Source organism: Dehalobacter sp. CP (assembly GCF_047652685.1).
Classification (GTDB): Bacteria; Bacillota; Desulfitobacteriia; order Desulfitobacteriales; family Syntrophobotulaceae; genus Dehalobacter.
In genome coordinates, this window is record NZ_CP157399.1 from 1,167,068 (window position 1) to 1,192,234 (window position 25,167).

Here is a 25,167-nt window from a genome sequence, read left to right on the forward strand (position 1 = left end):
AAATAAAAAATGAAGATTATCACAATCGAAGAACATGTAAATAATAGAGAAATAACCGCAGCGTCATGGAAATATCTGTTGCAAATGACGCCATACATTTCCGATTCCCACTCGCCGGGGTTGGCCTATTACACTACAAATACAGATGGGAATGTTGAGGAAAAGTGGTTGGCAAGCATGGATGCAGAAAAAATAGATATGCAGGTGCTTTCTTATACCGCAGCGACTCAGCTAATCCCTGCGCCGGAAGCTATTTCGATCGCGAAGGCAGCCAACAATGAAATGGCAGAGAGGGTTAGAAAATATCCTGACCGCTTTGCAGCTTTTGCAACTTTACCGTGGGCAGACCCGAAGGCGTCGGCAGATGAACTGGAACGCACCGTCAAAGAACTTAATTTCAAAGGGGTTTTACTTAGCGGACGGCCAGCGGCAGACGCAACCTTTCTTCATAACGCAAAATTTGAGCCTGTCCTTGAGATGGCAAACTTTTTGCAAGTGCCGATTTATATGCACCCGGGATTTCCGGCAAGAATAGTACAAGCGGTGTATTATAGCGGTTTAGACCCGGTTGTCAGTGCCAGATTATCAGCATTTGGCTGGGGGTGGCATGCAGAAGTAGGCGTCCACATTCTACGGATGATATTATCGGGTGTTTTCGTGAAATATCCCAATTTACAGCTGATTGCAGGTCATTGGGGAGAGATGGTGCCGTTCTTCCTTGCTCGCCTTGATGAAGCGCTTTCCAAGGAAGCGACACATCTCCCGAAAACAATATCTGAAACCTTTATCAATCATGTTTATGTCACGCCAAGCGGTATGTTTACTGAATCAGGTCGGAAGAACTTTGAACCGGGATATTGTCAATTTTGGTGATGATATCTCCTTTCTATTGTGTCTGGTTGATCGTTAAAGCTGTCAAAGACCTACTTGATAAAAAAGAACCTGACAACCTTGATCCCCATAATATGGAAATGTAGAAAGGGGGAGGGCTGTTGAAAAAGTATACGATAAAAGCAGGAGATACATTTTTCCTTTTAGCAGGCCGGAACGGGTGCTGCTGGCAGGATATCGGCAAAGCAAACCCCGGTGTCGATCCTTGCGCGTTGGTCGTTGGACAGATCGTTAATATTCCGGATCGGCAGGCTTCCGGTTATGGCGCTTCCGGATCTGCCGGTTCAGCTTATGCCAACGATCCAGGCAATTACCTTACCAGTGGGTATGCCCAAAAACGGTACGATGATGTAATCCTTGAAGTAGAAGGCGTAAAAATCCGGGTTGCCAGGATCGGCGAACCGACAGTTCCGCATGAGGTCCATTTTATCCTGCCGCGGACTGAAATTCGGAAAGTGGAATGTCCCGGAAATGGGGTTATTGAAACCAGTATTATGCTGAGCAATATTAATATTGTCAATTCTCCGCGGATGGAAGGCGAAAAATCCGCACTTGGGGTCATTTATCCTCAGGTTCAGAGCAGCGAGAAAACGGACAGCGAAACGCCAAAATAGACGCCTCAAACGTGGTTCATGACTATTCAAAGAATTCAGCAAAATTATTTTATATTTTTATTTTTTTCGTTATAATGAGATATGCCTTATTTTAGGTAGAAAAAGGCTATGTCATTATTTTGTTTTCTATAGCAAATAATAGATAAAGAAGGAGAGACCTATGAACCGTATTCATGTTTTCCATGGTGTTAATCTTCATCTTCTCGGACAGAGAGAACCGGATATATACGGTAAAACAACGCTTGATGAAGTGAACGGCAGGTTGATCGAGACGGGACAAACACATGGCTTCACTGTCGAGTGCCATCAGACGAACTATGAAGGGGAGCTTGTGGACTGGATTACGAAGTTAACGCCGGCTGATTTTTTAATTCTTAACCCAGGGGCCTGGACCCATACAAGCTATGCACTTTACGATGCGATCAAAGGGGTAAACGTGCCCGCTCTTGAAGTGCATCTGTCGAATATTTATGCCCGGGAAGGTTTTCGTTCCCATTCAGTGATCGCCGGAGCCTGCGTCGGGCAAATCAGCGGACTCGGGACAGACAGTTATTTTCTGGCCTTAGCCTATGCGCTGGAATTTCAGAAGTACCGTCAGAAGGAAAGGAATAGCAACCATGAGGCTGGAAAAGATTCGCCGGAGACTGGCCGAGAATAAACTTGATGCCTTAATCGTGACCTCATCGCCCAATATTTTTTATTTAAGCGGTTTTACGGGGACCAGTGCAACCTTGCTGATCGAACCCAGCCGTTCCATTCTATTCACAGACTTCCGGTATATTGAACAAGCCGCGGCGGAAGCCCCGGGTTTTGAAATTATCAAAGTGACCGGAGATCCCTATGCAGTCATCGGAGAGATGGTTCAAGGGCTGATTGTAATAGGGATTGAGGAAGAGGCTTTGTCTTGGGGCGATTTCCAGAAACTGCAGCAGGCTCTAAGCGGGCATAGATTTGAAAATGCCTCCGTGATCTTTAAGAAGCTCCGGCAAATTAAGGATGAAACGGAAATTGCACTGATCCGCCAGGCGGTTAGAATCACGGACCAGGCCTTTGTCCAGACACTGGACAAGATATATCCGGGAATGACGGAAGAAGAGCTTTCGTTGGAACTGGAATTCTGCCAAAGGAAAATGGGTGCCAGCGGCCGATCGTTTGACTATATTGTCGCCTCGGGAACACGTTCCGCGCTGCCGCACGGTGTGGCTTCCAGCAAAAAGATACAAAAAGGGGAATTTCTAACGCTGGATATTGGAGCGATCTACCAAAGGTATTGTTCCGATTTTACGCGGACGCTGTTTTTGGGAAAGCCTGAGAGCAAGCACCTGGAAGTTTACGATATTGTGCTCGAGGCGCAGCTGGCCGGGGTTAAAGCTCTGAAGCCCGGCGTTAAGGCTAAAGATGTCGATGCGGTAGCCAGAGAAGTGATTACACGTGCCGGTTACGGTGAATATTTCGGTCACAGTCTGGGGCATTCCCTCGGGATCGAGATCCATGAGACACCGTATTTAAATACCCGTGATGAAACGGTACTTGAACCGGGGATGGTACTTACGATTGAACCCGGAATTTATATCCCTGACTGGGGCGGCGTCAGAATTGAAGATGTCGCGTTAGTCACAAATTCTGGTTTGGAAGTCTTGACACAGACACCAAAGCAGTGCATTATTATTGATTAGTGGCATTACTTGTATCCGTTATTGATACATAAAAAAATCTACAATATTATAGGGGGATCAGCAAAATGATTTCTTCAAACGATTTTAAAACCGGAGTGACTATTGAACTGGATGGCGATATATTTCAGATAGTCGAATTCCAACACGTGAAACCTGGAAAAGGCGCTGCTTTTGTGCGTGCCAAAGTTAAGAATGTCAGAACGGGCGGCGTTGTTGAAAAGAAATTCAATGCCGGGGAGAAAGTTCCCAGAGCCCGTCTGGATCGCCGTGAGATGCAGTATTTGTATAAAGACGGTGATCAATTTGTTGTGATGGACAATGAAAGCTATGAACAAATTATGTTGACCGAGGCTCAAATTGGCCAGGAAGTCAAGTGGCTCAAAGAAAATATGAACCTTGGCGTCCTGCTCTATAATAGCGAAGTCATTGGTGTAGACCTTCCCAATACAGTTGTGCTTAAAGTAACGGAATGTGAGCCCGGAGTCAAGGGTGATACGGCCACAGGCGGTACCAAAGCGGCGACTGTCGAGACCGGTGCTACGGTTCAAGTACCGTTCTTTGTGAATGAAGGCGATGTCCTGATTATCGACACCAGAAGCGGAGCGTATGTTTCCCGGGCTTAATCATCTTATCTATTACAAGAAGAATAATTAGAATAAAAGGGTTGTTGGGCAAGTAATTTCTTGAGCAACAACCCTTTATTATTTGTGAAACGCAAGAATCTGTTTGAGGAATCTCTCATTTCCTCATTTCCGGACCGTAAAATTATCTTCCAGCAAAGCCCAGTTCTGAGGAAAGGGATAGGCTAAAGCCCAATAACTGATGCCTCTTAATCCATAAGCTTTGACGGTATCAAATTTGGCCTGGGCACTGCGGGCATCCTCAAACCACACTTCATGACTGTTTCCCTGCGTATCCGTATACCGGAAGAAAGGGGACTGGGTAACCGTATCATACTGGATCTCAGCATGATATCGAAGGGCTCTGGACATTGCTTCATCCATTCCAAAGGTTTCGGCAATTTGTCCGGAGACATGCGGCAAAAGCCAATCCCTGGCATAAATCTGAAAGCCAAAAAAGATTTTTTCTCTTGGAATGACTGAAACAGTATAATCCAAAACCCGTTTGATCTGATTCAAGGGAGAAATTGCCTGTGGTGAAGCGCCGCGCCAACCCCATTCATAGGTCATAAGAACAACGAAATCTACAATTCGGCCATGGGCTGGATAATCATGCGCCTCGTAGAGCAGTCCCCGTTGTTCAGCACTTAATTTTGGCGCTAAAGCCGTTGAAACGAAGAACCCTTCTGCATGAAGACGGGTAACTGCTATTTGAAGCAAAGCGTTATAAGCTCCCCTGTCTTCGGGAAGTACGTTTTCAAAATCAATGTTAAGTCCCCGATAACCTTTTTCTTTCATGATATTGATGGCATTTGTCATTAACCGATTAATGGCTTCCGTATTGGTCAAGACAAGATGAGCAAGATTTTCTCCACGCGTAGTCGACGTAAAGTTGGTAATGGACATCATCGGGGTTACTTTTTTTGCTATGGCAGCTTGAATGAGCGGAAGATCTTCGATTGTCTGCAGGCTTCCATCCTCTCTAATCAAGTAGGCGAAAGGACTTAAATATGTAAGATGTTCAGCTTCCCGATTGACAGTAGCAATCGCATCCTGACTGAAACGATAGATATAGCCATTGACATCGATGGTTGGCCGAGGTTTACGCGGGATCATGAGTACAGTGCCCGGATAAATCAAATTGACGTTCGTGATGTTATTGACCTTAATGAGGTTTTGTAAAGAGACTTGATATTTTTGAGCAATAAACCATAAAGTCTCTCCAGCGAGAACGCGATGCCGCCTGGCAGGAATGGTGATCAGCTGGCCAGGATAAATATTGGCAGGGTTAGCAATCTGATTGTTCTGGAGAATGATTTGTACGGTCGTTCCATAAATCTGGGCAATTTTCCATAATGTTTCTCCCGATTTCACAGTATGGAAGACATCTTCAGTCGGTATAACTAATGCTAATCCGGTCAGCAGTTGTACAGGTTCAACAAGTCCGTTCACGCTTATGATTGATGCCGGCGAGACCCGATATGTAATTGCAATCTGATCCAAAGTTTGATTCGCTTTGACGACATGAATAAGCATAGAGCACCTCCTACTCCTTTTCATGTAGGATATGTAGAAAGGAAACTCAAGGTGATTTATCCTTTGGCAAGGAGCTTTTCATGTTCAATTTTCCTAAGACGACCATTGAGGTCGTTTTTTATTTTCTCCGAACAAACTGGTAATTCTAAAAACGTTTTTTAGGACATACCTTCTAATACAGAGGAGGTTAAAACATGAAGGTAAGCTTTGCTTCACCTTTAACGGAAGTTCCTAGGAATAAAAATGATGTACTCTTTAATCCGGAATCAGAGGGTGAAGGGATTATCCGTTGGTTTGGGGAACAGCTGGGCGGAATGATCCGTAAGGCGGCAGAGGCTTTACCCGACACGGAAAATATTGAAGAAATTCGTCTCAGAATCAACCAGCCTGTCCTCTTCAGAACAGGAACCAGGGAATATTTCTGTACTTCGGCGGGGCAAACCGGAACAAAGAATCTAGCATATATTGTCAAGCGTGAAGACCTGTTGGAAACGCTGGAAAAAATGACCTTCAGTTCTGTCTATGCCGCTGAGGAGGAATTACGGCAGGGTTTTCTGACTTTGCCCGGTGGGCACCGCGTGGGATTAAGCGGAGAAACAGTCGTTGAACATGGCAAGATCAGGATTATGCGCCATATTTCCGCCTTGAATATTCGTTTAGCGAGACAGCCGGAAATGATCGTTCCGGAATTGCTGGGCTTACTGATCAATCAGAAAAATACAGTCTGCCATACGTTGCTGGTTTCACCTCCGAGAGCAGGGAAGACCACAATGCTGAGATTTTTAGTTAAAAATCTCAGCAACGGTGTACCTCAACTCAACCTGAAAGGCCATACTGTCGGCGTGGTTGATGAAAGAAGTGAGATTGCCGGGATGTGGCAGGGCATTCCTTCTTTCGATCTTGGTTGCCGCACAGATGTACTGGACAGATGTCCCAAAGCTCAGGGACTGATCATGCTGATTAGGTCAATGGCGCCTGAGGTGGTTGCTGTCGATGAACTGGGGGGGCGGGAAGATGCCGCGGCGCTTGGGGAGGCCGTTCGCTGCGGCGTAAAAATTCTGGCTACGGTCCATGCCGGTTCTTTGGACGAACTGCAAAAAAGGATCCATCTCAGGGAATTGCTGAATAGAGAGACTTTTGAAAGGGTTGTTGTGTTAAGCAGGGCAAACGGTCCGGGTACGGTGGAAGCCGTTTATGACATGGCGAGCGGCGTTAATTTGTTCAATAAGCTATCCGTGGCATCGCGACATTCGTACAACGCTTAGATTCATCTCACAAACCATTGAACTATTTTTTGGGCAAGTCTGTGGGGTACAATACCGCTTTTCGGCTGTTGCGCCATCCTTGGCAAGTCGCTTCTTGCCATCCATGGCATCGCGACATTAGGCCATCCGTGGCCGTCAAAAAGCCGCGCTCCGCATCGTGCTCCGCTCACAGCGGAATTGTGCCCCACAGACTGATGATAAGTTTGCTTAGGTTGGTCTTTAAGCCAAGAGGATAGTATATGAAGAATGTTTTACGAGTTGATCGGTCCGCTTTATTAGGCCATTGGAGGCGAAAAGTATGCTGGTTGCAGGCTATCTTGCGCTGATCATCGGATTTGGCTGTTTGGGAATCATGAAGGCAAAACAAATTAAGAAACGTCCGCAGGAAATCAGGGAAATGATCAATGCCCTGGCGCTGCTGGATACTGAGATATACTGGGGAGCAACGCCTCTGCCAGACGCTTTCCGGGTACTTAAGGAAAGAACCGGTCCTCCCTGGCAGCTGTTTTTTGCCAGTCTTGAGGAACAGATCAGATCCGGAGAAAATGCTTCTCAGGCCTGGAAAAAAAGTATTGAAACGCACCGCCGAAAAACCTGCCTGACAGAGGACGATTGGCTGGTGATCAGCGGAATCAGTCAGGGATTGGGCAGGTCGGACCGGAATGAACAGCATAAACAGCTCGAACTTGTTCAGCGGCATTTGGCAGGCGTAGATGAAAAGGCCAGGCAGCAGGCAGAAAGCAGGGCAAAGATGTGGTCTTACCTCGGCTTCCTGGGCGGAATTGCGGTTGTCATTATGATCATGTGAGGAGGTAGGGTTCGCGATGAGTATTGACCTCATTTTGAAGGTAGCAGGTATTGGTCTATTGGTGGGCATTTGTGCAATTATTCTGAATGAGGCCGGTAAGAAAGAGCAGGCCCAGATGGTTACCATTGCCGGGGTTGTTGTCGTGTTGTATCTGGTCATCCAGGGAATCTCCGATCTGTTTGTTCTGGTGAAAAGCGTATTTAATCTATACTAGGGGGCTCTGGCAATGGAAATAGCACAAGTGATTGGACTCGCCATCATTGTCACGGTTCTCGGAGCTGTTCTGAAACAAATTAAACCTGAGATTGCAATTCAGCTAAGCATTCTGGCAGGGGTAACCATATTTCTGCTGATCATGGACAAAATCAGACTGGTTATTGATCTGCTGCAGAAACTGGCTGATCAGGCAGATATCAGTTCCTACTACTTATTCATTGTTCTTAAAATCGTGGGAGTAGCCTATTTGGCGGAATTGGGAGGCCAAATCTGCCGGGATGCCGGAGAGAATGCACTGGCCACAAAAGTTGAAATTGCAGCCAAAGTATTCGTGGTCATTTTGGCTATCCCAATCATTGCAGCGATCATGGAATCCGTGATGAAGCTGCTGGCGTGAGGAGCGATACGGATGACAAAAAAAGTCTTGGCTACGCTGGGGCTTGCCATATGGATGACCCTGGTATTTGCTTTTCCAGTGGTGACCCTGGCGGCAGAAAGTCAGGAGACGAGTTACACAGGGACGGAGGCGGATAAACGATTTGCGGAAGCAGAGAATTCCGGGGAGATGGGCGTGTCCGAAAAAGTAGATTTGTCCGAAGAGATAGATTTATCTAAAGTCAGAGAATTTTTGAATCAACTGGACCGCGATGTTCAGGACTCTCTGCCTGATTTTTCTTTAACAGAGATCTTTGAAAGTATTAAAAACGGCGAGGCTAATTTTAGTCTGCAGGGCATCGGCAGCAGCATTGTCAAGGCTCTGCTGAAACAGGTAGTCACCAACGCGCCTTTGATTGCAAAGCTGCTGGTGCTCGCTGTGATCTGCGCAATCATCAATCAACTGCAGTCTGCTTTTACAGGCGAAGTAAGCAGGATAGCCCGAATGCTCGTATATCTTGTCCTGTTGGCGCTTGCAATGACATCCTTTCGTATTGCGCTGGACGTCGGCAATGCGTCCATTGACAATATGGTTTCTTTTATGCAGATCATCCTCCCGGCCATGTATACCGTCCTGCTGACCATGGGCAGTCTGACCAGCGCAGCCTTGTTTAAACCGATGGTCATCGGCAGTCTGATCTTTTTGGCTACGGTAATCAAAAACATTGTGTTGCCGCTTTTTTTCCTGAGCATTATCCTGAGGCTGTTCAATAACATTTCCGAACAGTTCAAGCTCAGTAAATTAGCCTCTCTGCTGGAGTTCGGAGGTAAACTCAGTATTGGTATCGTCATGACGGTTTTTATCGGCATTATGTCGGTACAAGGCGTAACAGGGGGCGTAGCCGACGGGGTCACGCTGAGGACGGTAAAATATGCAGCAGATTTGATCCCGGTTGCCGGCAAATTTTTCAAAGACGCTGTTGAGATCGTGGCAAGCTCAGGTCTCTTGCTTAAGAACGCGCTGGGGATCGTGGCAATGATTGCGATTATCGTCATTACCTTTCTGCCGGCGATTAAGATTATCGCGATGATGTTTACTTTTAAACTGGCTGCGGCACTGGTCGAACCTCTGGGAGAAAAAGAACTTGCGGATAGTCTACAGGACATGTCCAAAGGCTTATTATATATTTTTGTAACCGTTACATCCGTCGGTATCATGTTTTTTATGACGATCGTGATCATTGTCGGGACTGGAAATTTGGCGGTAATGCTTCGCTGATTTTGAGGTGTGGGAAAATGGAAGGATTAAAGACGCTGATTCGCAACCTGGCTTTCATTCTATTGCTGGCCTCCTTTCTCGAGATGCTTCTGCCGAATAAATCCATGCGGGGATTTGTGCAGATGGTCATGGGGCTGTTTGTGATTGCGGCAATCCTGAATCCGTTGGCAGATCTACTGAACTGGGACTTTGAAAATAGCGTGCCGGCCTGGGCCGGCAGTTCTTCCGGAGACTTGCCTGTTCTGGCACAGGAAAATAGTTCTGACGGAGAAGACAATTCTTCCACGGAAGCAAATGCTCTGGTGATCGAACAATACCGCAGGATTCTGGTTAACCAGATTCAGGCCCTTGTATCCGGAGTGGAAGGGGTCAAAAGCTCGGATACGAATGTTGAACTGGAGGACGGGGGAGAGGGATTTGCCGACTATCCGCAAATCCAAAAAGTCGAGATCCATTTCAGTCAGCAAATTGTCAGCATTGAGCCTGTTAAGCCGGTCATTATCGGAGGCGTCAACACAGACCAGGCCGAGGACCAGGGAACGGCTGAGTCAGCGAAAGCAATGGAAATAAAAAAACAGGTTGCAGCACTCATGCAGCTGCCGGAAGAAATCGTGTTTGTGCAGGAAGAAAAATAGGAGGAAGGAAGTCAGTATGGGATTTTTCAAGCAGGTGATCACAGAAAAGATTACGTTGGCCGTGATCTTGCTGGTAATCGTCGCAGCCATTCTTATTTTTACCTCACAGGAGGATCAGCCCGCTGCATCAGTCCAATCCCCGGCTGAAACGGTAACAGCCGTTCCAGAAAATGAATCGGGTTTTACTGCATTGGAAAAACAACTTGAAGAAAAACTTGCAGCCAATCTGGAAAAAATTCAGGGCGTTGGCAAAACGAAGGTCCTAGTTACCCTGACCTCCGATGTAAAGAAACAGTATGCCAGGGATGAAAGCGTTACGAAAAAAACTTCCAAGGAAACGGATAAAGACGGCGGAACCAGAGAAACGGAAGAGGTAACTCAGAATAACAAGATCGTGGTCGTCGGCGAAAATGCTTTAATCATTACGGAGGAGCGTCCACAGGTCGCGGGAGTATTGGTTATCGCGCAGGGAGCAAGTGATCCCAAAATAAAGGAACAAGTATTTGAAGCGGTCAGGACGTTGTTGAATATTGAACCGGCCAAAATCAGTGTTGTTCCAATGGGGGGCGTCTGAATTGAACCTGAAAATAAAAGCATCCTTGATCTGGATCACCGTGATTCCGGCCATCGCGGTATGCTCCATTGTTTGGCTCAGCCAAGCATGTTTTGGGCAGCAAAAGGAAGAAGGCTTGCCGGTCAATATCCCGGATTCCGTTTGTTTCTCAGCAGAAATAATTGAACTGACGGAAAATGAGGGGGAAAACTACTTTGTTAATTATAGGATCAAACGGGAGCAGACCAGACAGGAAACACTTAACATGCTGGAGCCTTTGCTGGCGTCCGATATCACGGAGACACGCAGTCAGGCGCAGCAGCGCTGGCTGGCCTTAAGCGACAAGATCAGCAGGGAAGCCGAAATTGAGAATGTGCTGAAAATGAAAGGTTTTACAGATATTGTTTCGGAAGTCAACACGCAAAAGGCCACGGTTACAGTCCTGGCAAATCAATTAAAAGTTCAGGACATGTTTATTATCCAAAACACAGTATCGGAAATTACCGGTTTTTCAGTTGATCAAATCGAAGTAGCAGTCGTCAAAGACACGTCGGAAAAAATCTGATAATCGGGTCCGGTGGAAAATGTTCCATATTTGCGTTATTCAGGAATGAAATTTATGTTAATAAGGCAGGGGGATTTGCGGCAACGGGGGATTCTGTTATAATAAAAATAATAACAGGTTGAAGATGGAAAATGAGGTGCGATAATGGATAATAACAAAATAGATCATTCAATCGGTTCAGTCAAAATTGCTGATGAGGTCGTTGAAGTGATTGCCGGAATGGCAGCTTCGGAAGTTGAAGGAGTCGCTGAGTTAAGCGGAGGTTTCGCCCAGGATATCGCCAATATTTTAGGCCGGGGCAAAAATTCATCCAAAGGTTCCAGGGGCATCAAAGTTGAAATTGACGAAAAAGAAGCTTCCGTGGATTTGTTTATTGCCGTCCAGTACGGGGTGTCAATTCCTGATGTAGCCCAGAAGGTACAGATCGTTGTGAAAGAAGCGATTGAAGGGATGACTGGATTAACCGTCATGGTCATCAACGTTCATATTCAAGGCATCGCGTTCAAAAACACGGCTGAGATCAAGGACGTCAAAGACAGCAAAGATAAAACGAATAAAGAAAAAGATTTGAAAGAAAAATAGAACAGTGCAGCAGGGTGGAGAGATGAGCAATTTCTGGAGAAATATCGGGGATAAACTCAATATTTTTTTTCTATGGTGTCTTGATAATCATCCTGGTAAATTTTTTGGTTTTTTGATTGGTTTTTTTGTGGCTTTGATGTTTATTTTGCTGGGATTTTGGCAGACACTGCTTTTAGCTGCCTTATCCTGCGGGGGATATTACTTGGGAAAATGCTGGGATGATGGGGTTTGGCCTACCGGACTGAGCAAAGTAATACATAGAATACCTTTTTGGGGCAAACATAAAACGTAGAATGAAATTCCGGAGGCATATTGATGAGTAAAATAATGGGCCGAAGAAAGGCCCGCGAAACGGCACTGCAAATACTTTATCAAATTGATATAACGGGAGAAACGGACAAGCGGGAACAAGTCCTGCAGCATTGGATCCAGGAATTTGCCGTCTCTGATAAGACGGCAGATTTTATTAGGGAACTGGTTGAAGGAACCCTGCAGAACAAAACGGATATTGATGCCAAGCTTGCTTCGACTTCCCACGAATGGGCTCTGGACAGGATGGGCAATGTGGACCGCAATCTGATGCGGCTTGCTGCCTATGAAATGCTGTACAGCCCCGGCACGCCCCAGCGGGTCACTTTAAATGAAGCGATTGAGATTGCCAAAAGGTTCGGCGGGGATGATTCAGCAAAATTCATTAACGGTATTTTAGACAAGCTGATGGACGAGAGTGAAAAATGATGTTCTTAGGTCTTGATACAAGCGCATACACGACATCCGTCGCCGTGGTGAATCAAGAAAAGCATCTGGTCTGGGAAAAAAGACACCTACTCGAAGTTCCTCAGGGAGAGAAAGGGTTGGCCCAGTCGGAAGCTCTTTTTAATCATATTAAAAATCTTCCGGAACTACTGGCCCTGGTTCCGCCAACGATATGGCCGGAAATTGCCGGCATTGGCGTCAGTACGGCGCCTCGTCCGGCAGAGCAATCCTATATGCCGGTCTTTCTGGCAGGAAGGTCGGTTGCTTCATCTCTGGCCAGCGCTTTAAATGTAAAGCTTGTAACGACGAGTCATCAGGAAGGACATCTGGCTGCAGGATTGGAATCCGCCGAAGGTTTTGCTTTGACGGATTTTTTGGCTGTCCACCTTTCGGGAGGAACAACGGAAGTATTGAAAGTCCGGAAGGATTCTCCCGGAAAACTAAGTTTGCAGATTCTTGGCGGAAGCAGTGATCTGCATGCCGGTCAATTTGTAGACAGAGTCGGCGTGCGTCTGGGGCTGCCTTTCCCGGCGGGAAAGGAGCTGGAAAAACTGGCTTTAAAATCAGCGCCTGGATCTGCTTCTCTGCTGCCTTCCTCGGTCAAAGGATATGAGATGAGTTTCTCGGGCGTCGAGTCGGCAGTTCAGCGTCTGATCGAAGAAAAAAAACGTTCGGCTGATCTGGCCCGGGCGGTGGAAGGCTGTATTGTCCGGACGATTTATAAGGTCTTGACCAAAGCTGTTGACGATACCGGACTCAGAGATATTCTGATTGTTGGCGGAGTAGCCTCAAATCAATATCTAAGGAATCAGCTTGAAAAGAAGCTGGAACCTCAGGCCAGATTATTTTGGGCAAAGCCGGGATGGAGTTCAGATAATTCGATTGGGGTCGCACTTCTGACGCGGGAAGCGGTGTTGTCGGACAATCAGTAATTGTTTTTATCTTCTACAAAGAGATTTAGAAAAAATCTAAAAATATGATATAAAATGAGTTTTTTTGAGCTCTAAGGACATTTTACAATGAAAAGACTTGATTTCGGAGCAAAAGTTCATTTATAATAAACAAGGTAAAGTATCAAATACGTGTTACTGTGCCAAACATAGATGTATATACTTGTATAGCTTGGAAAAGGGGACCATTCATCCGTTTGGTCGGTACAACGAATAATCCTGAGGGGGAGACAACGTGTATAAGGTAGTCAAAAGAAGGCAGTTGGCAGACATTATTACACTGCTGGAAGTAGAAGCTCCGGAAGTCGCCAAGAAAGCCCAACCCGGCGAATTTGTCATTGTTCGCCAAAATGAGGAATCTGAAAGGATCCCTTTGACCATCATGGACTTTAATCGGGATAAAGGGACAATCACCATCGTCATCCAGGAGGTAGGCTATTCATCCAATCTGATTACCCGGATGCAGGAAGGTGATTCTTTTGTTACATTTGTAGGACCGCTCGGACAAGCCACCGAAATGGAGAATTACGGTACGGTTCTGTGCATTGGCGGCGGCGTGGGTATTGCGCCGGTTCATCCGATTGCGCGCGGCCTGAAAGAAGCAGGGAATAAGGTCATCTCCATTCTCGGAGCAAGAACTAAAGACCTGCTGATCCTCGAAGACGAAATGCGGGCCGTAAGTAATGAAGTCGTCATTACAACCGATGACGGCACTTATGGCATGAAAGGTTTTGTCACGCACGGCATCCAGTCCGTTTTGGACCAGGGTATCAAAGTTGATGCGATCTGGGCGATTGGTCCGGTCGTTATGATGAAATCCGTAGCGAATTTTACCAGACCTCTTGGCATCAAGACCATCGTCAGTATGAATCCTGTCATGGTCGACGGAACAGGAATGTGCGGTGCCTGCAGACTCGATGTCGGCGGCGAAACCAAATTTGCCTGTGTTGACGGGCCGGAATTTGACGGCCACAAGGTAGATTTTGACCTGGCCATGAAACGTTCGGCCTTCTTTAAAAATGAAGAAGCTGTCGCTTACGGTAAAGTCAAGTGCCAGTGTGCAAAGGAGGGCAAATAATCATGGCATCAAAAGCACCACGACATGATATGCCCTGTCAGGATCCAATCGTCCGGGGGAAAAATTTCAGCGAAGTTGCGCTGGGATACACGGTAGAGACCGCTGCGGAAGAGGCCAAACGCTGCATTCAGTGCAAAAAGCCAAAATGTGTGGAAGGCTGCCCGGTAGGGGTAGATATTCCCCAGTTTATCAATAAAATAGCCGAGGGTGAACACCTCGAAGCCGCGTCCATCTTAAAAGGCAAAAATACCTTGCCGGCAATTTGCGGACGTGTCTGCCCGCAGGAATCCCAGTGTGAAGCCCAGTGTATCCTTGGCGTCAAAGGCGAACCGGTTGCAATCGGCCGTTTGGAGCGCTTTGCAGCAGATTACGAAATGGCCAATGGCACAAGCAAATTAGAAAAAGCAACACCGTCAGGCAAAAAGGTAGCCGTGATTGGTGCTGGTCCTGCGGGACTGACCTGTGCGGCTGAGCTCGCCCGCAAAGGCCATGCTGTAACTGTTCTGGAAGCCTTGCATGTGGCCGGCGGCGTACTGATGTACGGAATTCCTGAATTCCGTCTGCCGAAAGCCATTGTTCAGAAAGAAATCAACAGCTTAAAAGATATGGGCGTCGAAATCCTGGTTAACCAAGTCGTTGGCAAAGTCACCTCTGTCCAGGAACTGCTGGCAAACGGCTATGATGCCGTATTTATCGGCACCGGCGCCGGGCTGCCATACTTTATGAAGATTCCGGGTGAAAACTACAACGGCGTATATTCCGCCAATGAGTTCCTGACCCGGTCGAATCTGATGAAAGCCTATGATTTCCCGAATCATGCGACCCCGATCAAAGTGGGAGAGCAGGTCGCGGTACTTGGCGGCGGCAACGTGGCCATGGACGCAGCCAGAACAGCGCTTCGTCTCGGTGCCAAAGACGTTTACATCGTTTATCGCCGTTCCATGACCGAATTGCCGGCGCGTGTTGAGGAAGTGCATCACGCTGAGGAAGAAGGCATTCAATTTAAGATATTGACCAATCCGATTGCGATCAATGGTGACGAAAACGGTAATGTCAAGAGCATGACCTGTCTGAAATATGAGCTGGGTGAGCCGGATGCATCCGGACGCCGCCGTCCGGTAGCGATTGAAGGTTCCGAGTTTGAGCTGCCGGTGCAGACCGTCGTAGTCTCGATCGGCCAGGGACCGAATCCGCTCGTGACCACCACGACAGCAGGTTTGGAACTGAACAAGTGGGGCAACATCGTTGCCGATGAGACGACCATGGCGACCTCGATTCCGGGTGTGTATGCCGGCGGAGACATCGTGACCGGCGCAGCCACTGTCATTCTCGCAATGGGCGCTGGAAAAACGGCTGCAGCTTCGATCGACGCGCATTTAATGACAAACTAGTTGACTGTAACGCAACTTAGCCCTAAATAAAAGACGTCAATGTATAATGTGCACCCCAAATGTTGGACAAAAAAATCAACATTTGGAGGTGCACTTTTCTATGGCAAAATATTCTTATAAACAACGTCTGGAAGCAGTAATGAAAGTAACCGAAAAACACATGTCATGTAAAGCTGTTGGGAGATTACTCGGATGCGGAGATACACATGTACGACGCTGGGTAAAACGGTATGAAAACTTTGGAGTTGAGGGGTTAATACGAAAACCCAGAATTTCACCTATGATCATGAAAACGATGAATATATTGCTTAGCACCATCCAAAAAATTGTAAAAAATTTTAAAACTATCACGTAAAGTACTTGTATACTCATGTGATTTGTGATATATTATACATGTCGGACGGTGGTATGACCACCTGATAAGTTACAATAGGATGAACGAGAATTTTATTTAATTTGGTGTCCAAAAAATTATTATAGAAAATGACCGGTACGTGTTCAGCCGGTCATTTTTCATTAATGTTTGACTTATGCCTGATTAGAGAGTATATTTTTTATAGGCTTCGAAAGACTTTTGAAACATTAGAGTCTTTTTTCAGTGAAACGAAGGCGGCTGCCAACGGCTTGGCATCAGCCAAATTTTCTAAATGAAAGCAGGTGAGAAAACTGGACGGTGACGGTTCCTACGGAGGAATAGAAATCTACAATAGTATAAAGCAGGAAAAAGTCTTAGTTTTCTTACGATTACAATTTTTTGAAGACTGAAAGATCATCGTTTTGTCATCAAGTAGATAGCTTTTTTCATTCGGATTCTGAGACTTTCTTCCTGCGGAAAACGGGGGGGAAGCTGTGCTCAGAATCTATAAAAATGATGGAATTAATTACCAAGAACATGACCTGAAAAGCCTGACGCGAAATGCCTGGGTCAACCTTGTTAATCCTGCGCCAGATGAACTTGTTCTGATTGCGGAAAAAACCAATTGCCCGCTTGATTTTCTTAAAGCGGCGCTTGATGAAGAAGAACGTCCACGTATTGAAATTGAGGATGATTCTGCGCTTATTCTTATTAATATACCGGTCATGTTAAGTGAGACGAGTTATGATACGTTGCCTTTGGGTATCGTTATAACGCCCGAAAACATTATCACGGTATGTCTCGAAAATAACCCCGTTGTTCTCGAATTTAATGAGTATAACCGGCGGTCTTTCAATACGGCCAAGCGAACAAGGTTTTTGTTCCAGATCCTCTATAAGTCCGCGACGTATTATTTAAGATATCTACGCCAAATCAGCAGGTTAAGTGAACAAATTGAAGTGGATCTGCGCAGAACCATGAAAAACAAACAACTATTCGAACTGATGGATCTCCAGCAGGGTTTAACGTACTTTACTTCCTCGCTTCGTTCCAATGGCATTGTTATGGATCGGCTGCTGCGTATCCGCTCGAATAATCAGTGCCGGCATCTCATTCAGATTCATGAAGAAGATGAAGATTTGCTGGAAGATGTCATCATTGAAAATAATCAGGCTGTTCAGATGGTTGAGATGTACAGCAGGATCCTTACGAATCTGACAGATACGTTTGCATCCATTATTTCGAATAACTTGAATATGGTCATGAAATTCTTAACGTCGATGACGATTATTTTAGCGATTCCGACGATGATCGCAAGTTTCTGGGGGATGAATGTCAATGTCCCTTTCCGCGATTCAAATCCATATGGGTTTGTCTTCGTCGTGGCGATTGCTGCGCTGGTTACGGGAACTGCAGTATATATCCTGATTCGAAGGAAGATACTATAAGAAAAGATGTTCAGTCTAAGAAAAAAGATATTCAGTCTAAGATGGCGCTTCATTTGAGGCGCTTTTCCTATTACTTTATATACTCAAAATCAACGCCATGTAGTCTATCCGCGCCCAAGCGGAGCACGATGCGGAGCGCGGCTTTTTGACGGCCACGGATGGCCTAATGTCGCGGTGCCATGGATAGGAGCGACGCGCCAAGGAGGGCGCAATAGCCGAAGAGCGGTTAGGGTACATGGCGTAAACCCAAAATGATAAGAAAATACCGCTAATAGTTTTGTGAGCTATTAGCAGTATACGAATACAAAAGATTCTTTACAAAAAAGACTAAGTAAGAACAGAACATTAACGGTCAAAATAGATGTTTTTGCTGCTCGCATTCAGCGGGATTGCGACAGCGATATCCCCCTCAATTAACCCTATTTTTTTCGCAACGGCACCTGCGGAATACATGATGCGGTTATCCGCGTTGAGCGTTCCGGCTGTCTTTACGGCAGACCCGAGTGCAATACCCAGGTCAATCAGGCGCCAGGGACAAAGCGGACCGTTAAATTCCGGCCCTTGCGCGACAGCTTCGAGCATCGTGCAGTTTGGATGGCCGCAGGCGCCGCAGTTTAAGCCGGCATGTTTGGCATCCTTCAGAGAAAGTAAAACCAGCGCCTGAGAATTACGTATATTGGCAGCATCACGGTTGAAAAACTTCTTCCCGTTTTCCTCGCTGCACTTCGACATTTCATCGGCCAGATAAGTCATTACAGCTGGTTCTGTAATGACCTTTACATTTATGTAATCCTGTCCTTTTGCTTTCGGTGCGGTGACTGCGGACAAAGCCATAAGCTCAGCTACGGTTTTCATAATTTCCATATTCCTGTTTCTCCCTTCAAAATTGTGCGCTGTTCTAGTGTTTTTGATATTTTGTAAGTATAATAGTACTATTATTATAACGAATTACCAGAACTTTGTAAAAATCTGCACGCCATTATATTCATATTTTTAAGATCGACAAGGGTATTTAAAGGGTATTTAAATGAGGTGGAACTGATTTGAACGAAAGAATACTGACGGTATCGGAAATCAACCGGGAAATCAATGACGCGCTTAAAAAACATAACCGTCTATGGAATTGCTGGGTGACAGGCGAGATATCCAATTTTAAAGATCATATTCCGTCAGGTCACTGGTATTTTACGCTAAAAGACAAAGAAGCCGGCATAAAAACCGTGATGTTTAAAACCAGGAATCTGACGGCTGGTTTTCAGCCTCAAAATGGGATGAAAGTGCTGGTCCGGGGAAGTATCCGTCTTTATGAAAAAGACGGCAGCGTCCAGCTGTATGCGGAAGAAATCTACCCGAGCGGCCTCGGGGCATTATACCTGGCATTTGAACAGCTAAAGAGCCGCTTGGCTGCCGAAGGACTGTTTGCCGCAGAGCAGAAGAAACCGATCCCAAGATTTCCTTCGAGGGTGGCCATCGTCACCAGTCCTACCGGAGCGGCACTGAAGGACATCTTGCATATTGCCCGAAGACGCAATCCATTGGTTTCATTAATCATTATTCCTTCTGCGGTTCAGGGTGAGGCAGCACCGGCAGAAATCGTCCGAGCCATTCAGCGAGCCAATCATTATGGAGAGATTGACCTGCTGATTATCGGCAGGGGAGGCGGTTCCCTGGAAGAGTTATGGGCTTTCAACACCGAGGAGGTGGCAAGAGCCATTGCTACTTCCCGTATACCGGTCGTTTCCGCTGTCGGTCATGAGGTCGATTATACGATTGCAGATTTCGTTGCCGATCTAAGAGCGCCGACGCCGTCAGCTGCTGCAGAATTGGTCATTCCGGTCCTTAATGAATTGCAAGACGGTATCCGTTATTATGAAGAAAAGCTCAAACAAAGGATCCAAAACGTTCTGCGAACCAAAAGGCATAAAGTGGAAGAATTGATGTCTAACTCGGCTTTGGCCCGCCCGGGCTGGCGTGTCGAACAATCCAGACAGAATTTGGATTATCTCTCCACGCGTCTTGTCGAGGGAATGACTGGATTTCTGACAGAAAAAAATGGTATACTTAGGTTGTTAAGCGCGAAAATTGACTTATTAAGTCCCTTGAATATACTGGGAAGAGGATATTCTTTAGCCTATGATATCGAGGGGAAATTAATCAAAACGGTAAGACAGGCCACAGCAGGGGATGCTTTATCCGTGCGGCTCAGTGACGGGACATTAATCTGCGAAGTTACAGATACAGAAGAACTTCAAACGTCAAGCGATTCAAACGTCAAGAGAGGATTACCATGAAAAAGAATAGCGATAAAGAAGCCTTCAGCTTCGAAAAGGGGATCGAAAGGCTGGAACAAATCATTAATGATCTGGATCAGAACAATGTGCAGCTCGAGCAAGCCCTGGACTTGTTTGGGGAAGGAATTAAGCTGATCAAACAATGTAACGGCCTTCTGGATTCGGCCGAAGCAAAGGTCAAAGTCTTGTTAGAAAATAGTAAAGGTGAACTGGTAGTGACCGATCAAGATTAGGAGTACAGACTGAAAATGTTCAAAGAACGCTATAATGACTATTTGAATATGGTTGAACAATATCTCAATTATTTGCCGCTGGATCAGAGTATCCTGGGCAGGAGCATGAATTATTCCCTGGTCGGGGGAGGCAAAAGGATTCGGCCCGTATTGGCGCTGGCCTGCGCGGAGCTTGTCGGCGGACGGCCTGAAGAGCTTGTCTCAGAAGCTGCCGCGATCGAGCTTATCCACACCTATTCCCTGATTCATGACGATCTTCCAGCCATGGATGATGATGATTATCGCAGAGGTAAGCTGTCGAACCATAAAGTATTCGGAGAAGCCGGAGCCGTTTTGGCCGGCGATGCCTTGCTTACACTTGCTTTTGAGCTGCTGACCGAGCCTTCGGCAATAGAGCCTCAGAAAAAATTAAGAGTTATCAGAGAGACAGCCCAGGCTGCCGGCTGGCAGGGCATGGTCGGCGGGCAGAGCCTTGATACACTTGGAAACCTGGAAAACAACACGCTGGCTGATATTGAGCAGGTCCATCATTTAAAGACTGGCGCTCTTCTAAAGGCTTCAGCGCGTCTTGGCGCAATTCTAGGCGGAGGATCGGAGCCGGAGATTGAAATTTTGACAAGCTATGCTTTATACTTGGGATTAGCCTTTCAAATTAAAGACGATATTCTTGATGTTGTAGGAGAAAGTGCGGTCATCGGCAAATCCGCCGGTAAGGACCAAAAATCCGGCAAACCGACCTATACGTCACTGCTGGGACTTGAGGGGGCCAGGGAGCAACTGGAAAAAACGGTCTTTCTGGCGAAAGAATCCCTGTCTTGTTTTGGCCCGAAAGCAGCGTTTTTATTATCCCTGGCTGACTACACCGCTGAAAGAACAAACTAGTACCATGTAACCCCTAAATCTTATATATCCTGGCGGCCGATTTCTTTTCATACTGCGTTGTCTTGTCGCTCCTATGCCATCCATGGCATCCGCGACATTTGTCCATCCGTGGACTTCAATCGCCATACACTCGGTATGGCTCAATCCTCCGCCTTGTCTTAAAAGAAATCTGCTCACCATTATATTACAATTTTAGGGGTTACAAGGTACTAGATAAAAATGACGAATGACGGGAACAATGACAGAAACATCATATGATAGAAAAAATTAATCAGGATGAGAGAGGATGATTCATCGCTATGAACCCAGTCTCTTCGATATTGAACAACAATATCATGTGGGTTTCGCTTTTTGCCTGGATACTTGCCCAATTCTTAAAGATCCTGATCAATTTTGTGATTGAGAAGGAATGGGACTTTGATCTTCTGACAAGTTCCGGCGGATTTCCAAGTTCGCATACAGCGATTGTCTGTGCCTTGGCCATCAGCATTGGCAAAACCGACGGCTGGGGATCTTCTCTGTTTGCGATTGCTGTTACGCTGGCTGTTATTGTCATGTATGATGCTGCCGGTGTCCGGCGCGCAGCCGGAAATCATGCCAGAATTATCAACTATCTTGTGGAATGGATGCGGCAGCACCCGACAGATTTTTTGGGTTATAATATTCAAGAGGAAAAGTTTAAGGAACTAATCGGTCATACGCCTTTTGAAGTGTTTGGCGGCGCAATTCTAGGCTGCGCAGTCGGTTTGATCTTTTAGTGACGCCAGAATGCAGCGCATTCTCGTGTCGCTATTTTGAGAACGGGGTATAGGATTAGAAAGGCAGGATAGACTTTTGGTTCGCAAGAAACAAAGTGTTCGCTATATTATTACCGTATTTATTGCCACGTTTTTTATTGCTTCACTTCTGGGAAGCGGAACAGAGGCTTTTTTAAGGTTTTTTCCGGTAAGCCTGACCTGGATATTGCTGATGGTTGTGATTACGATCGGAATCCTGTTTGATATCATCGGTATTGCGGTGACGGCTGCTGATGAAGCGCCTCACCATGCCCGGGCAGCCAAAAAAATTTTTGGTGCCAAGCAGTCTGTCTATTTAATCAAACACGCCGATAAAGTCGCCAATTTTGCCAATGATATTGTCGGCGATATCACGGGAACATTAAGCGGGGCAATGGGCGCGACCATTATTTTAAGCTTAATCGCTAAATTTTCTGTTTTAAGTACCTGGAAGGTACTTTTAAATGTGTTGATTTTGGCCTTGATTGCTTCGCTTACTGTGACGGGAAAGGCCTGGGGCAAAACCATTGCGATTAACGAAGCAAATCGGATTGTTGATATGACCGGCAGAGTGATTGCCAGTGTGGAAAAGGTAACCGGACTGAGCATGACAAAAAACAAACGAGGAGGAAAATAATTTGCGGCTTCTGGACAAAATTGATTCTCCGACCGATCTGAAAAGCTTAAGCGAAAGTGACCTGACCGTTCTGGCTGAAGAACTCCGTCAGGAGATGATAGATATTATTTCAGTGAATGGCGGTCATCTGGCATCAAACCTCGGCGTTGTGGAACTGACCCTGGCGCTGCATAGAGTATTTGACACTCCAACCGACAAGATTATCTGGGATGTTGGTCATCAGGCCTATGTTCATAAGATTCTGACCGGAAGGAAGGAAACTTTTAAGACGATCCGGCAATTTCACGGTTTGGCAGGATTTCCGAAGAGAGAGGAAAGCGAATACGACTGTTTTGATACCGGACATGCCAGCACTTCCATCTCAGCTGCACTGGGTTTCGCCAAAGCCAGGGACATTAAGAAAGAAAATTATCATGTCATTGCTGTGATTGGTGATGGGGCAATGAGCGGCGGGATGGCCTATGAAGCGATGAATCATGCCGGTAACAGCGACAGCAATTTAATTATTGTTTTAAATGACAACGAAATGTTTATCTCCCAGAATGTCGGCGCAATGTCTTCGTATCTGAACAAGATCAGGACAGATCCATCTTACGACAGAAGGAAGAAAGATGTCCAAAAATTCATAAGAAATATCCCGTGTATTGGGTCCTCCATGGCTAAAGCAGCTGGAAGGGCTAAAGACGGCATTAAATATTTCCTGGTACCCGGTCTGTTGTTCGAGGAGCTGGGACTGACCTATCTCGGGCCAATTAATGGACATGATATTGCGTCACTGGAAAAGGTTCTCCACCAGGCCAAACAAAAAAAAGGTCCGGTTCTGGTTCACATTAAGACCTGTAAAGGCAATGGGTATGAGCCGGCCAAGCAAAGCCCGGATATCTTCCATGGGGTAGGGCCATTTTCCAAAGAAACGGGTGAAATGGTTAAAAAGAATGCGCCGCCGACTTATACGGAAGTATTTGGACGGACCATTTGTGAATTGGCGGAAGAGGATAACAGGATCGTTGCAGTTACGGCAGCCATGGGATCGGGGACAGGTCTGAACAATTTTGGCCAAAATTACCCCGAAAGATTTTTTGATGTCGGAATTGCCGAACCGCACGCGGTAACTTTTGCTGCGGCACTCGCGCTGGATGGACTGAAACCGGTTGTTTCCATGTATTCCACGTTCTATCAGAGAGCGTATGACCAGGTCCTGCATGATGTCTGCCTGCAAAATGCCAAGGTCGTATTTGCAGTCGACAGGGCCGGCGTCGTCGGTGAGGACGGGAAGACGCATCACGGTATATTCGATATCTCTTTTTTCAGAACGATCCCGAACCTTACCTTGATGGCGCCGAAAGATGAAAATGAACTTCGACAGATGATTTATACAGCGCTCACCATGGACAACCCGGTAGCTGTCCGGTACCCGAGATCGGCCGGTGTCGGCGTGGAAATGGACAAAGAATTCAAAGCATTGCCGAAGGGCAAAGCGGAACTGCTGCGCGAGGGCCAGGATATTACGCTGATCGGTTTTGGGCCGGTTGTCAGTTTTTGTATGGAGGCTGCTAAGCAGTTGGAGTCTGAAGGTATTCAGGCCGGTGTGATTAATTTGCGTTTCATTAATCCGATCGATCGGGAAATGGTGACTGCCGAGGTCCAAAAAACAGGGAGGCTGGTTACGGTTGAGGACCACATCCTCGCCGGAGGGATGGGCAGCGCGGTACTGGAAGTTCTCGAGGAAGAAGGAATTCAAGGCACAGCAGTCGAACGGATAGGATATGATGATTATGTTGAACACGGTGCAATTCCGCTTCTCCATCAAGATTGCGGTATTACGATTGAGCATATTGTCAGTGTTTCCAGAGAACTGATGAAAAACAGATGTTAATGATTTGTTAATGATTTATTAATGATTTTAAATAGATATAGAACAAGGATGGGCATATCGTGGCCAAAAATAAATCCAGACTCGATCTTCTTCTCGTCCAAAAAGGATTGGTTGAAAGCAGAGAAAAGGCTAAAGCTTTAATTATGGCCGGAAAAGTCTATAAGGACAATCTTCGTCTTGACAAGCCAGGCATCATGCTGGAAGAAGATACAGGCCTGATTGTCAAGGGAGAGATCCATCCTTACGTTTCGCGCGGAGGTCTGAAACTGGCCAAGGCGATGGACGTATTTCAGCTGGATCTGAAGGATAAGGTCATTGCCGATATCGGGGCGTCTACCGGCGGATTTACAGATTGTGCACTGCAGAATGGGGCTTCCAGGGTCTATGCGGTCGATGTTGGCTATGGTCAGCTGGCCTGGAGGCTGCGCAGTGACGAAAGAGTGGTCTGCCTGGAAAGAACCAATGCACGTTACCTGACTGCGGACAGTCTCCCGGAAAAAGTAGACTGGATCGTGTGTGATGTTTCATTTATTTCCCTGACCAAGATCTTTCCCTCGATGACAGCGATTCTGAAAGGAAGCGGACAGGCGCTAGTCCTCATCAAACCGCAATTTGAGGCCGGCCCCGAGAATGTCGGCAAAAACGGTGTTGTCAGAGACCCGCAAGTCCACCGGGAGGTTCTGCAAAACGTCCTGACTGAAGCTCAAAAACAAGGATTTCAGGTCAAGGGACTGGATTTTTCGCCAATTCGCGGTCCCGAAGGAAATATAGAATTTTTAGCCTGGCTCTGCAAGAAAAATGAGCAAGAGGCAGCGGTATTCGACTGGAATTCTTGTCTGACTGAGCTTGTTCTGAAGGCTCAGGCAGGAACGGAGTGAA

30 protein-coding genes are annotated in these 25,167 nt (G+C 46.4%); 28 read left to right on the top strand and 2 right to left on the bottom strand.

Annotated elements, in window-relative coordinates; translation table 11 throughout:
• The first annotated feature begins 9 nt into the window (after positions 1-9).
• From AAH944_RS05920 to efp, 5 genes are all read left to right on the top strand, one after another.
• Positions 10-873, top strand: a complete 864-nt coding sequence (locus AAH944_RS05920) for an amidohydrolase family protein (RefSeq protein ID WP_415537276.1) — start codon at positions 10-12, stop codon at positions 871-873.
• Between the two features lie 119 nt (positions 874-992).
• Positions 993-1,505: a LysM peptidoglycan-binding domain-containing protein gene (locus AAH944_RS05925; RefSeq protein ID WP_415537278.1), complete on the top strand. Its 513-nt coding sequence runs from the start codon at positions 993-995 to the stop codon at positions 1,503-1,505.
• A gap of 160 nt (positions 1,506-1,665) precedes the next feature.
• Positions 1,666-2,163 carry a type II 3-dehydroquinate dehydratase gene (locus tag AAH944_RS05930; protein WP_415537280.1) on the top strand — a complete coding sequence of 166 codons (498 nt, stop codon included), beginning with the start codon at positions 1,666-1,668 and terminating at the stop codon, positions 2,161-2,163.
• The gene (locus AAH944_RS05935) at positions 2,123-3,181 is read left to right on the top strand and encodes a M24 family metallopeptidase (RefSeq protein WP_415537282.1); all 1,059 of its coding nucleotides are present in this window, start codon (positions 2,123-2,125) and stop codon (positions 3,179-3,181) included. The genes AAH944_RS05930 and AAH944_RS05935 overlap by 41 nt, the downstream gene beginning before the upstream one ends.
• Positions 3,182-3,246: 65 nt before the next feature.
• Positions 3,247-3,804 (top strand): elongation factor P, encoded by a 558-nt coding sequence (gene efp, locus AAH944_RS05940; RefSeq protein ID WP_015042509.1) that lies wholly within the window; start codon positions 3,247-3,249, stop codon positions 3,802-3,804.
• A 123-nt stretch (positions 3,805-3,927) separates the two neighbouring features.
• On the opposite strand, the gene AAH944_RS05945 is transcribed toward efp, so the two are convergent.
• Positions 3,928-5,337: a LysM peptidoglycan-binding domain-containing protein gene (locus tag AAH944_RS05945; RefSeq protein ID WP_415537284.1), complete on the bottom strand. Its 1,410-nt coding sequence runs from the start codon at positions 5,335-5,337 to the stop codon at positions 3,928-3,930.
• Between the two features lie 194 nt (positions 5,338-5,531).
• On the opposite strand from AAH944_RS05945, the gene spoIIIAA reads away from it, so the two are divergent.
• The 16 genes from spoIIIAA (at position 5,532) to AAH944_RS06025 (ending at position 17,593) form a co-directional block, all read left to right on the top strand.
• Complete coding sequence (spoIIIAA, locus tag AAH944_RS05950) at positions 5,532-6,602, top strand: stage III sporulation protein AA (RefSeq protein WP_415537286.1); 1,071 nt, start codon at positions 5,532-5,534, stop codon at positions 6,600-6,602.
• 298 nt (positions 6,603-6,900) lie between these two features.
• A complete protein-coding gene (locus tag AAH944_RS05955; protein ID WP_415537288.1) occupies positions 6,901-7,410 on the top strand; it encodes a stage III sporulation protein AB in 510 nt (169 codons plus the stop codon).
• Positions 7,411-7,426: 16 nt separating this feature from the next.
• Entirely contained in the window at positions 7,427-7,624 is a 198-nt protein-coding gene (spoIIIAC, locus tag AAH944_RS05960) for a stage III sporulation protein AC (protein ID WP_015042513.1), read from the top strand.
• Positions 7,625-7,636: 12 nt separating this feature from the next.
• Positions 7,637-8,023 (top strand): stage III sporulation protein AD, encoded by a 387-nt coding sequence (gene spoIIIAD / locus AAH944_RS05965; protein ID WP_020491653.1) that lies wholly within the window; start codon positions 7,637-7,639, stop codon positions 8,021-8,023.
• 12 nt (positions 8,024-8,035) lie between these two features.
• Entirely contained in the window at positions 8,036-9,280 is a 1,245-nt protein-coding gene (gene spoIIIAE, locus AAH944_RS05970; RefSeq protein WP_415537290.1) for a stage III sporulation protein AE, read from the top strand.
• Positions 9,281-9,297: 17 nt separating this feature from the next.
• Positions 9,298-9,915: a stage III sporulation protein AF gene (gene spoIIIAF / locus AAH944_RS05975; protein ID WP_415537292.1), complete on the top strand. Its 618-nt coding sequence runs from the start codon at positions 9,298-9,300 to the stop codon at positions 9,913-9,915.
• 16 nt (positions 9,916-9,931) lie between these two features.
• Positions 9,932-10,489, top strand: a complete 558-nt coding sequence (locus AAH944_RS05980) for a stage III sporulation protein AG (RefSeq protein WP_415537294.1) — start codon at positions 9,932-9,934, stop codon at positions 10,487-10,489.
• Position 10,490: 1 nt separating this feature from the next.
• A complete protein-coding gene (locus AAH944_RS05985; RefSeq protein ID WP_415537296.1) occupies positions 10,491-11,033 on the top strand; it encodes a SpoIIIAH-like family protein in 543 nt (180 codons plus the stop codon).
• Positions 11,034-11,177: 144 nt separating this feature from the next.
• Positions 11,178-11,615: an Asp23/Gls24 family envelope stress response protein gene (locus AAH944_RS05990; RefSeq protein ID WP_415537298.1), complete on the top strand. Its 438-nt coding sequence runs from the start codon at positions 11,178-11,180 to the stop codon at positions 11,613-11,615.
• A gap of 22 nt (positions 11,616-11,637) precedes the next feature.
• Complete coding sequence (locus AAH944_RS05995) at positions 11,638-11,907, top strand: DUF2273 domain-containing protein (RefSeq protein ID WP_368292569.1); 270 nt, start codon at positions 11,638-11,640, stop codon at positions 11,905-11,907.
• A gap of 23 nt (positions 11,908-11,930) precedes the next feature.
• Positions 11,931-12,353: a transcription antitermination factor NusB gene (nusB, locus tag AAH944_RS06000; protein ID WP_015042521.1), complete on the top strand. Its 423-nt coding sequence runs from the start codon at positions 11,931-11,933 to the stop codon at positions 12,351-12,353.
• On the top strand, positions 12,350-13,303 hold the full coding sequence (locus AAH944_RS06005; protein WP_415537301.1) for an O-sialoglycoprotein endopeptidase: 954 nt from the start codon (positions 12,350-12,352) through the stop codon (positions 13,301-13,303). Before nusB ends, AAH944_RS06005 begins: the two co-directional genes overlap by 4 nt.
• Positions 13,304-13,556: 253 nt before the next feature.
• On the top strand, positions 13,557-14,399 hold the full coding sequence (locus AAH944_RS06010) for a sulfide/dihydroorotate dehydrogenase-like FAD/NAD-binding protein (protein ID WP_415537302.1): 843 nt from the start codon (positions 13,557-13,559) through the stop codon (positions 14,397-14,399).
• A 2-nt stretch (positions 14,400-14,401) separates the two neighbouring features.
• Positions 14,402-15,790, top strand: a complete 1,389-nt coding sequence (gltA, locus tag AAH944_RS06015; RefSeq protein ID WP_415537304.1) for an NADPH-dependent glutamate synthase — start codon at positions 14,402-14,404, stop codon at positions 15,788-15,790.
• Between the two features lie 100 nt (positions 15,791-15,890).
• Positions 15,891-16,145 carry a helix-turn-helix domain-containing protein gene (locus AAH944_RS06020; protein WP_415537306.1) on the top strand — a complete coding sequence of 85 codons (255 nt, stop codon included), beginning with the start codon at positions 15,891-15,893 and terminating at the stop codon, positions 16,143-16,145.
• A 494-nt stretch (positions 16,146-16,639) separates the two neighbouring features.
• Entirely contained in the window at positions 16,640-17,593 is a 954-nt protein-coding gene (locus AAH944_RS06025; RefSeq protein WP_415537308.1) for a magnesium transporter CorA family protein, read from the top strand.
• 345 nt (positions 17,594-17,938) lie between these two features.
• On the opposite strand, the gene AAH944_RS06030 is transcribed toward AAH944_RS06025, so the two are convergent.
• On the bottom strand, positions 17,939-18,457 hold the full coding sequence (locus AAH944_RS06030) for a ferredoxin domain-containing protein (protein WP_415537310.1): 519 nt from the start codon (positions 18,455-18,457) through the stop codon (positions 17,939-17,941).
• A 179-nt stretch (positions 18,458-18,636) separates the two neighbouring features.
• Between AAH944_RS06030 and xseA the strand changes: the two genes are divergently transcribed.
• The 7 genes from xseA (at position 18,637) to AAH944_RS06065 (ending at position 25,166) form a co-directional block, all read left to right on the top strand.
• Positions 18,637-19,884: an exodeoxyribonuclease VII large subunit gene (gene xseA, locus AAH944_RS06035; protein ID WP_415537312.1), complete on the top strand. Its 1,248-nt coding sequence runs from the start codon at positions 18,637-18,639 to the stop codon at positions 19,882-19,884.
• Positions 19,881-20,117: an exodeoxyribonuclease VII small subunit gene (gene xseB, locus AAH944_RS06040; RefSeq protein ID WP_415537314.1), complete on the top strand. Its 237-nt coding sequence runs from the start codon at positions 19,881-19,883 to the stop codon at positions 20,115-20,117. The genes xseA and xseB overlap by 4 nt, the downstream gene beginning before the upstream one ends.
• 15 nt (positions 20,118-20,132) lie before the next feature.
• Positions 20,133-20,999, top strand: coding sequence for a polyprenyl synthetase family protein (locus AAH944_RS06045; RefSeq protein WP_415537316.1), 867 nt, complete (start codon positions 20,133-20,135; stop codon positions 20,997-20,999).
• Between the two features lie 299 nt (positions 21,000-21,298).
• A complete protein-coding gene (locus AAH944_RS06050; protein WP_415537318.1) occupies positions 21,299-21,757 on the top strand; it encodes a divergent PAP2 family protein in 459 nt (152 codons plus the stop codon).
• Positions 21,758-21,833: 76 nt separating this feature from the next.
• Positions 21,834-22,412 (top strand): hypothetical protein, encoded by a 579-nt coding sequence (locus AAH944_RS06055; RefSeq protein WP_415537320.1) that lies wholly within the window; start codon positions 21,834-21,836, stop codon positions 22,410-22,412.
• 1 nt (position 22,413) lies between these two features.
• A complete protein-coding gene (gene dxs, locus AAH944_RS06060) occupies positions 22,414-24,288 on the top strand; it encodes a 1-deoxy-D-xylulose-5-phosphate synthase (protein WP_415537322.1) in 1,875 nt (624 codons plus the stop codon).
• 59 nt (positions 24,289-24,347) lie between these two features.
• The gene (locus AAH944_RS06065) at positions 24,348-25,166 is read left to right on the top strand and encodes a TlyA family RNA methyltransferase (protein WP_415537324.1); all 819 of its coding nucleotides are present in this window, start codon (positions 24,348-24,350) and stop codon (positions 25,164-25,166) included.
• Position 25,167 lies beyond the last annotated feature (1 nt).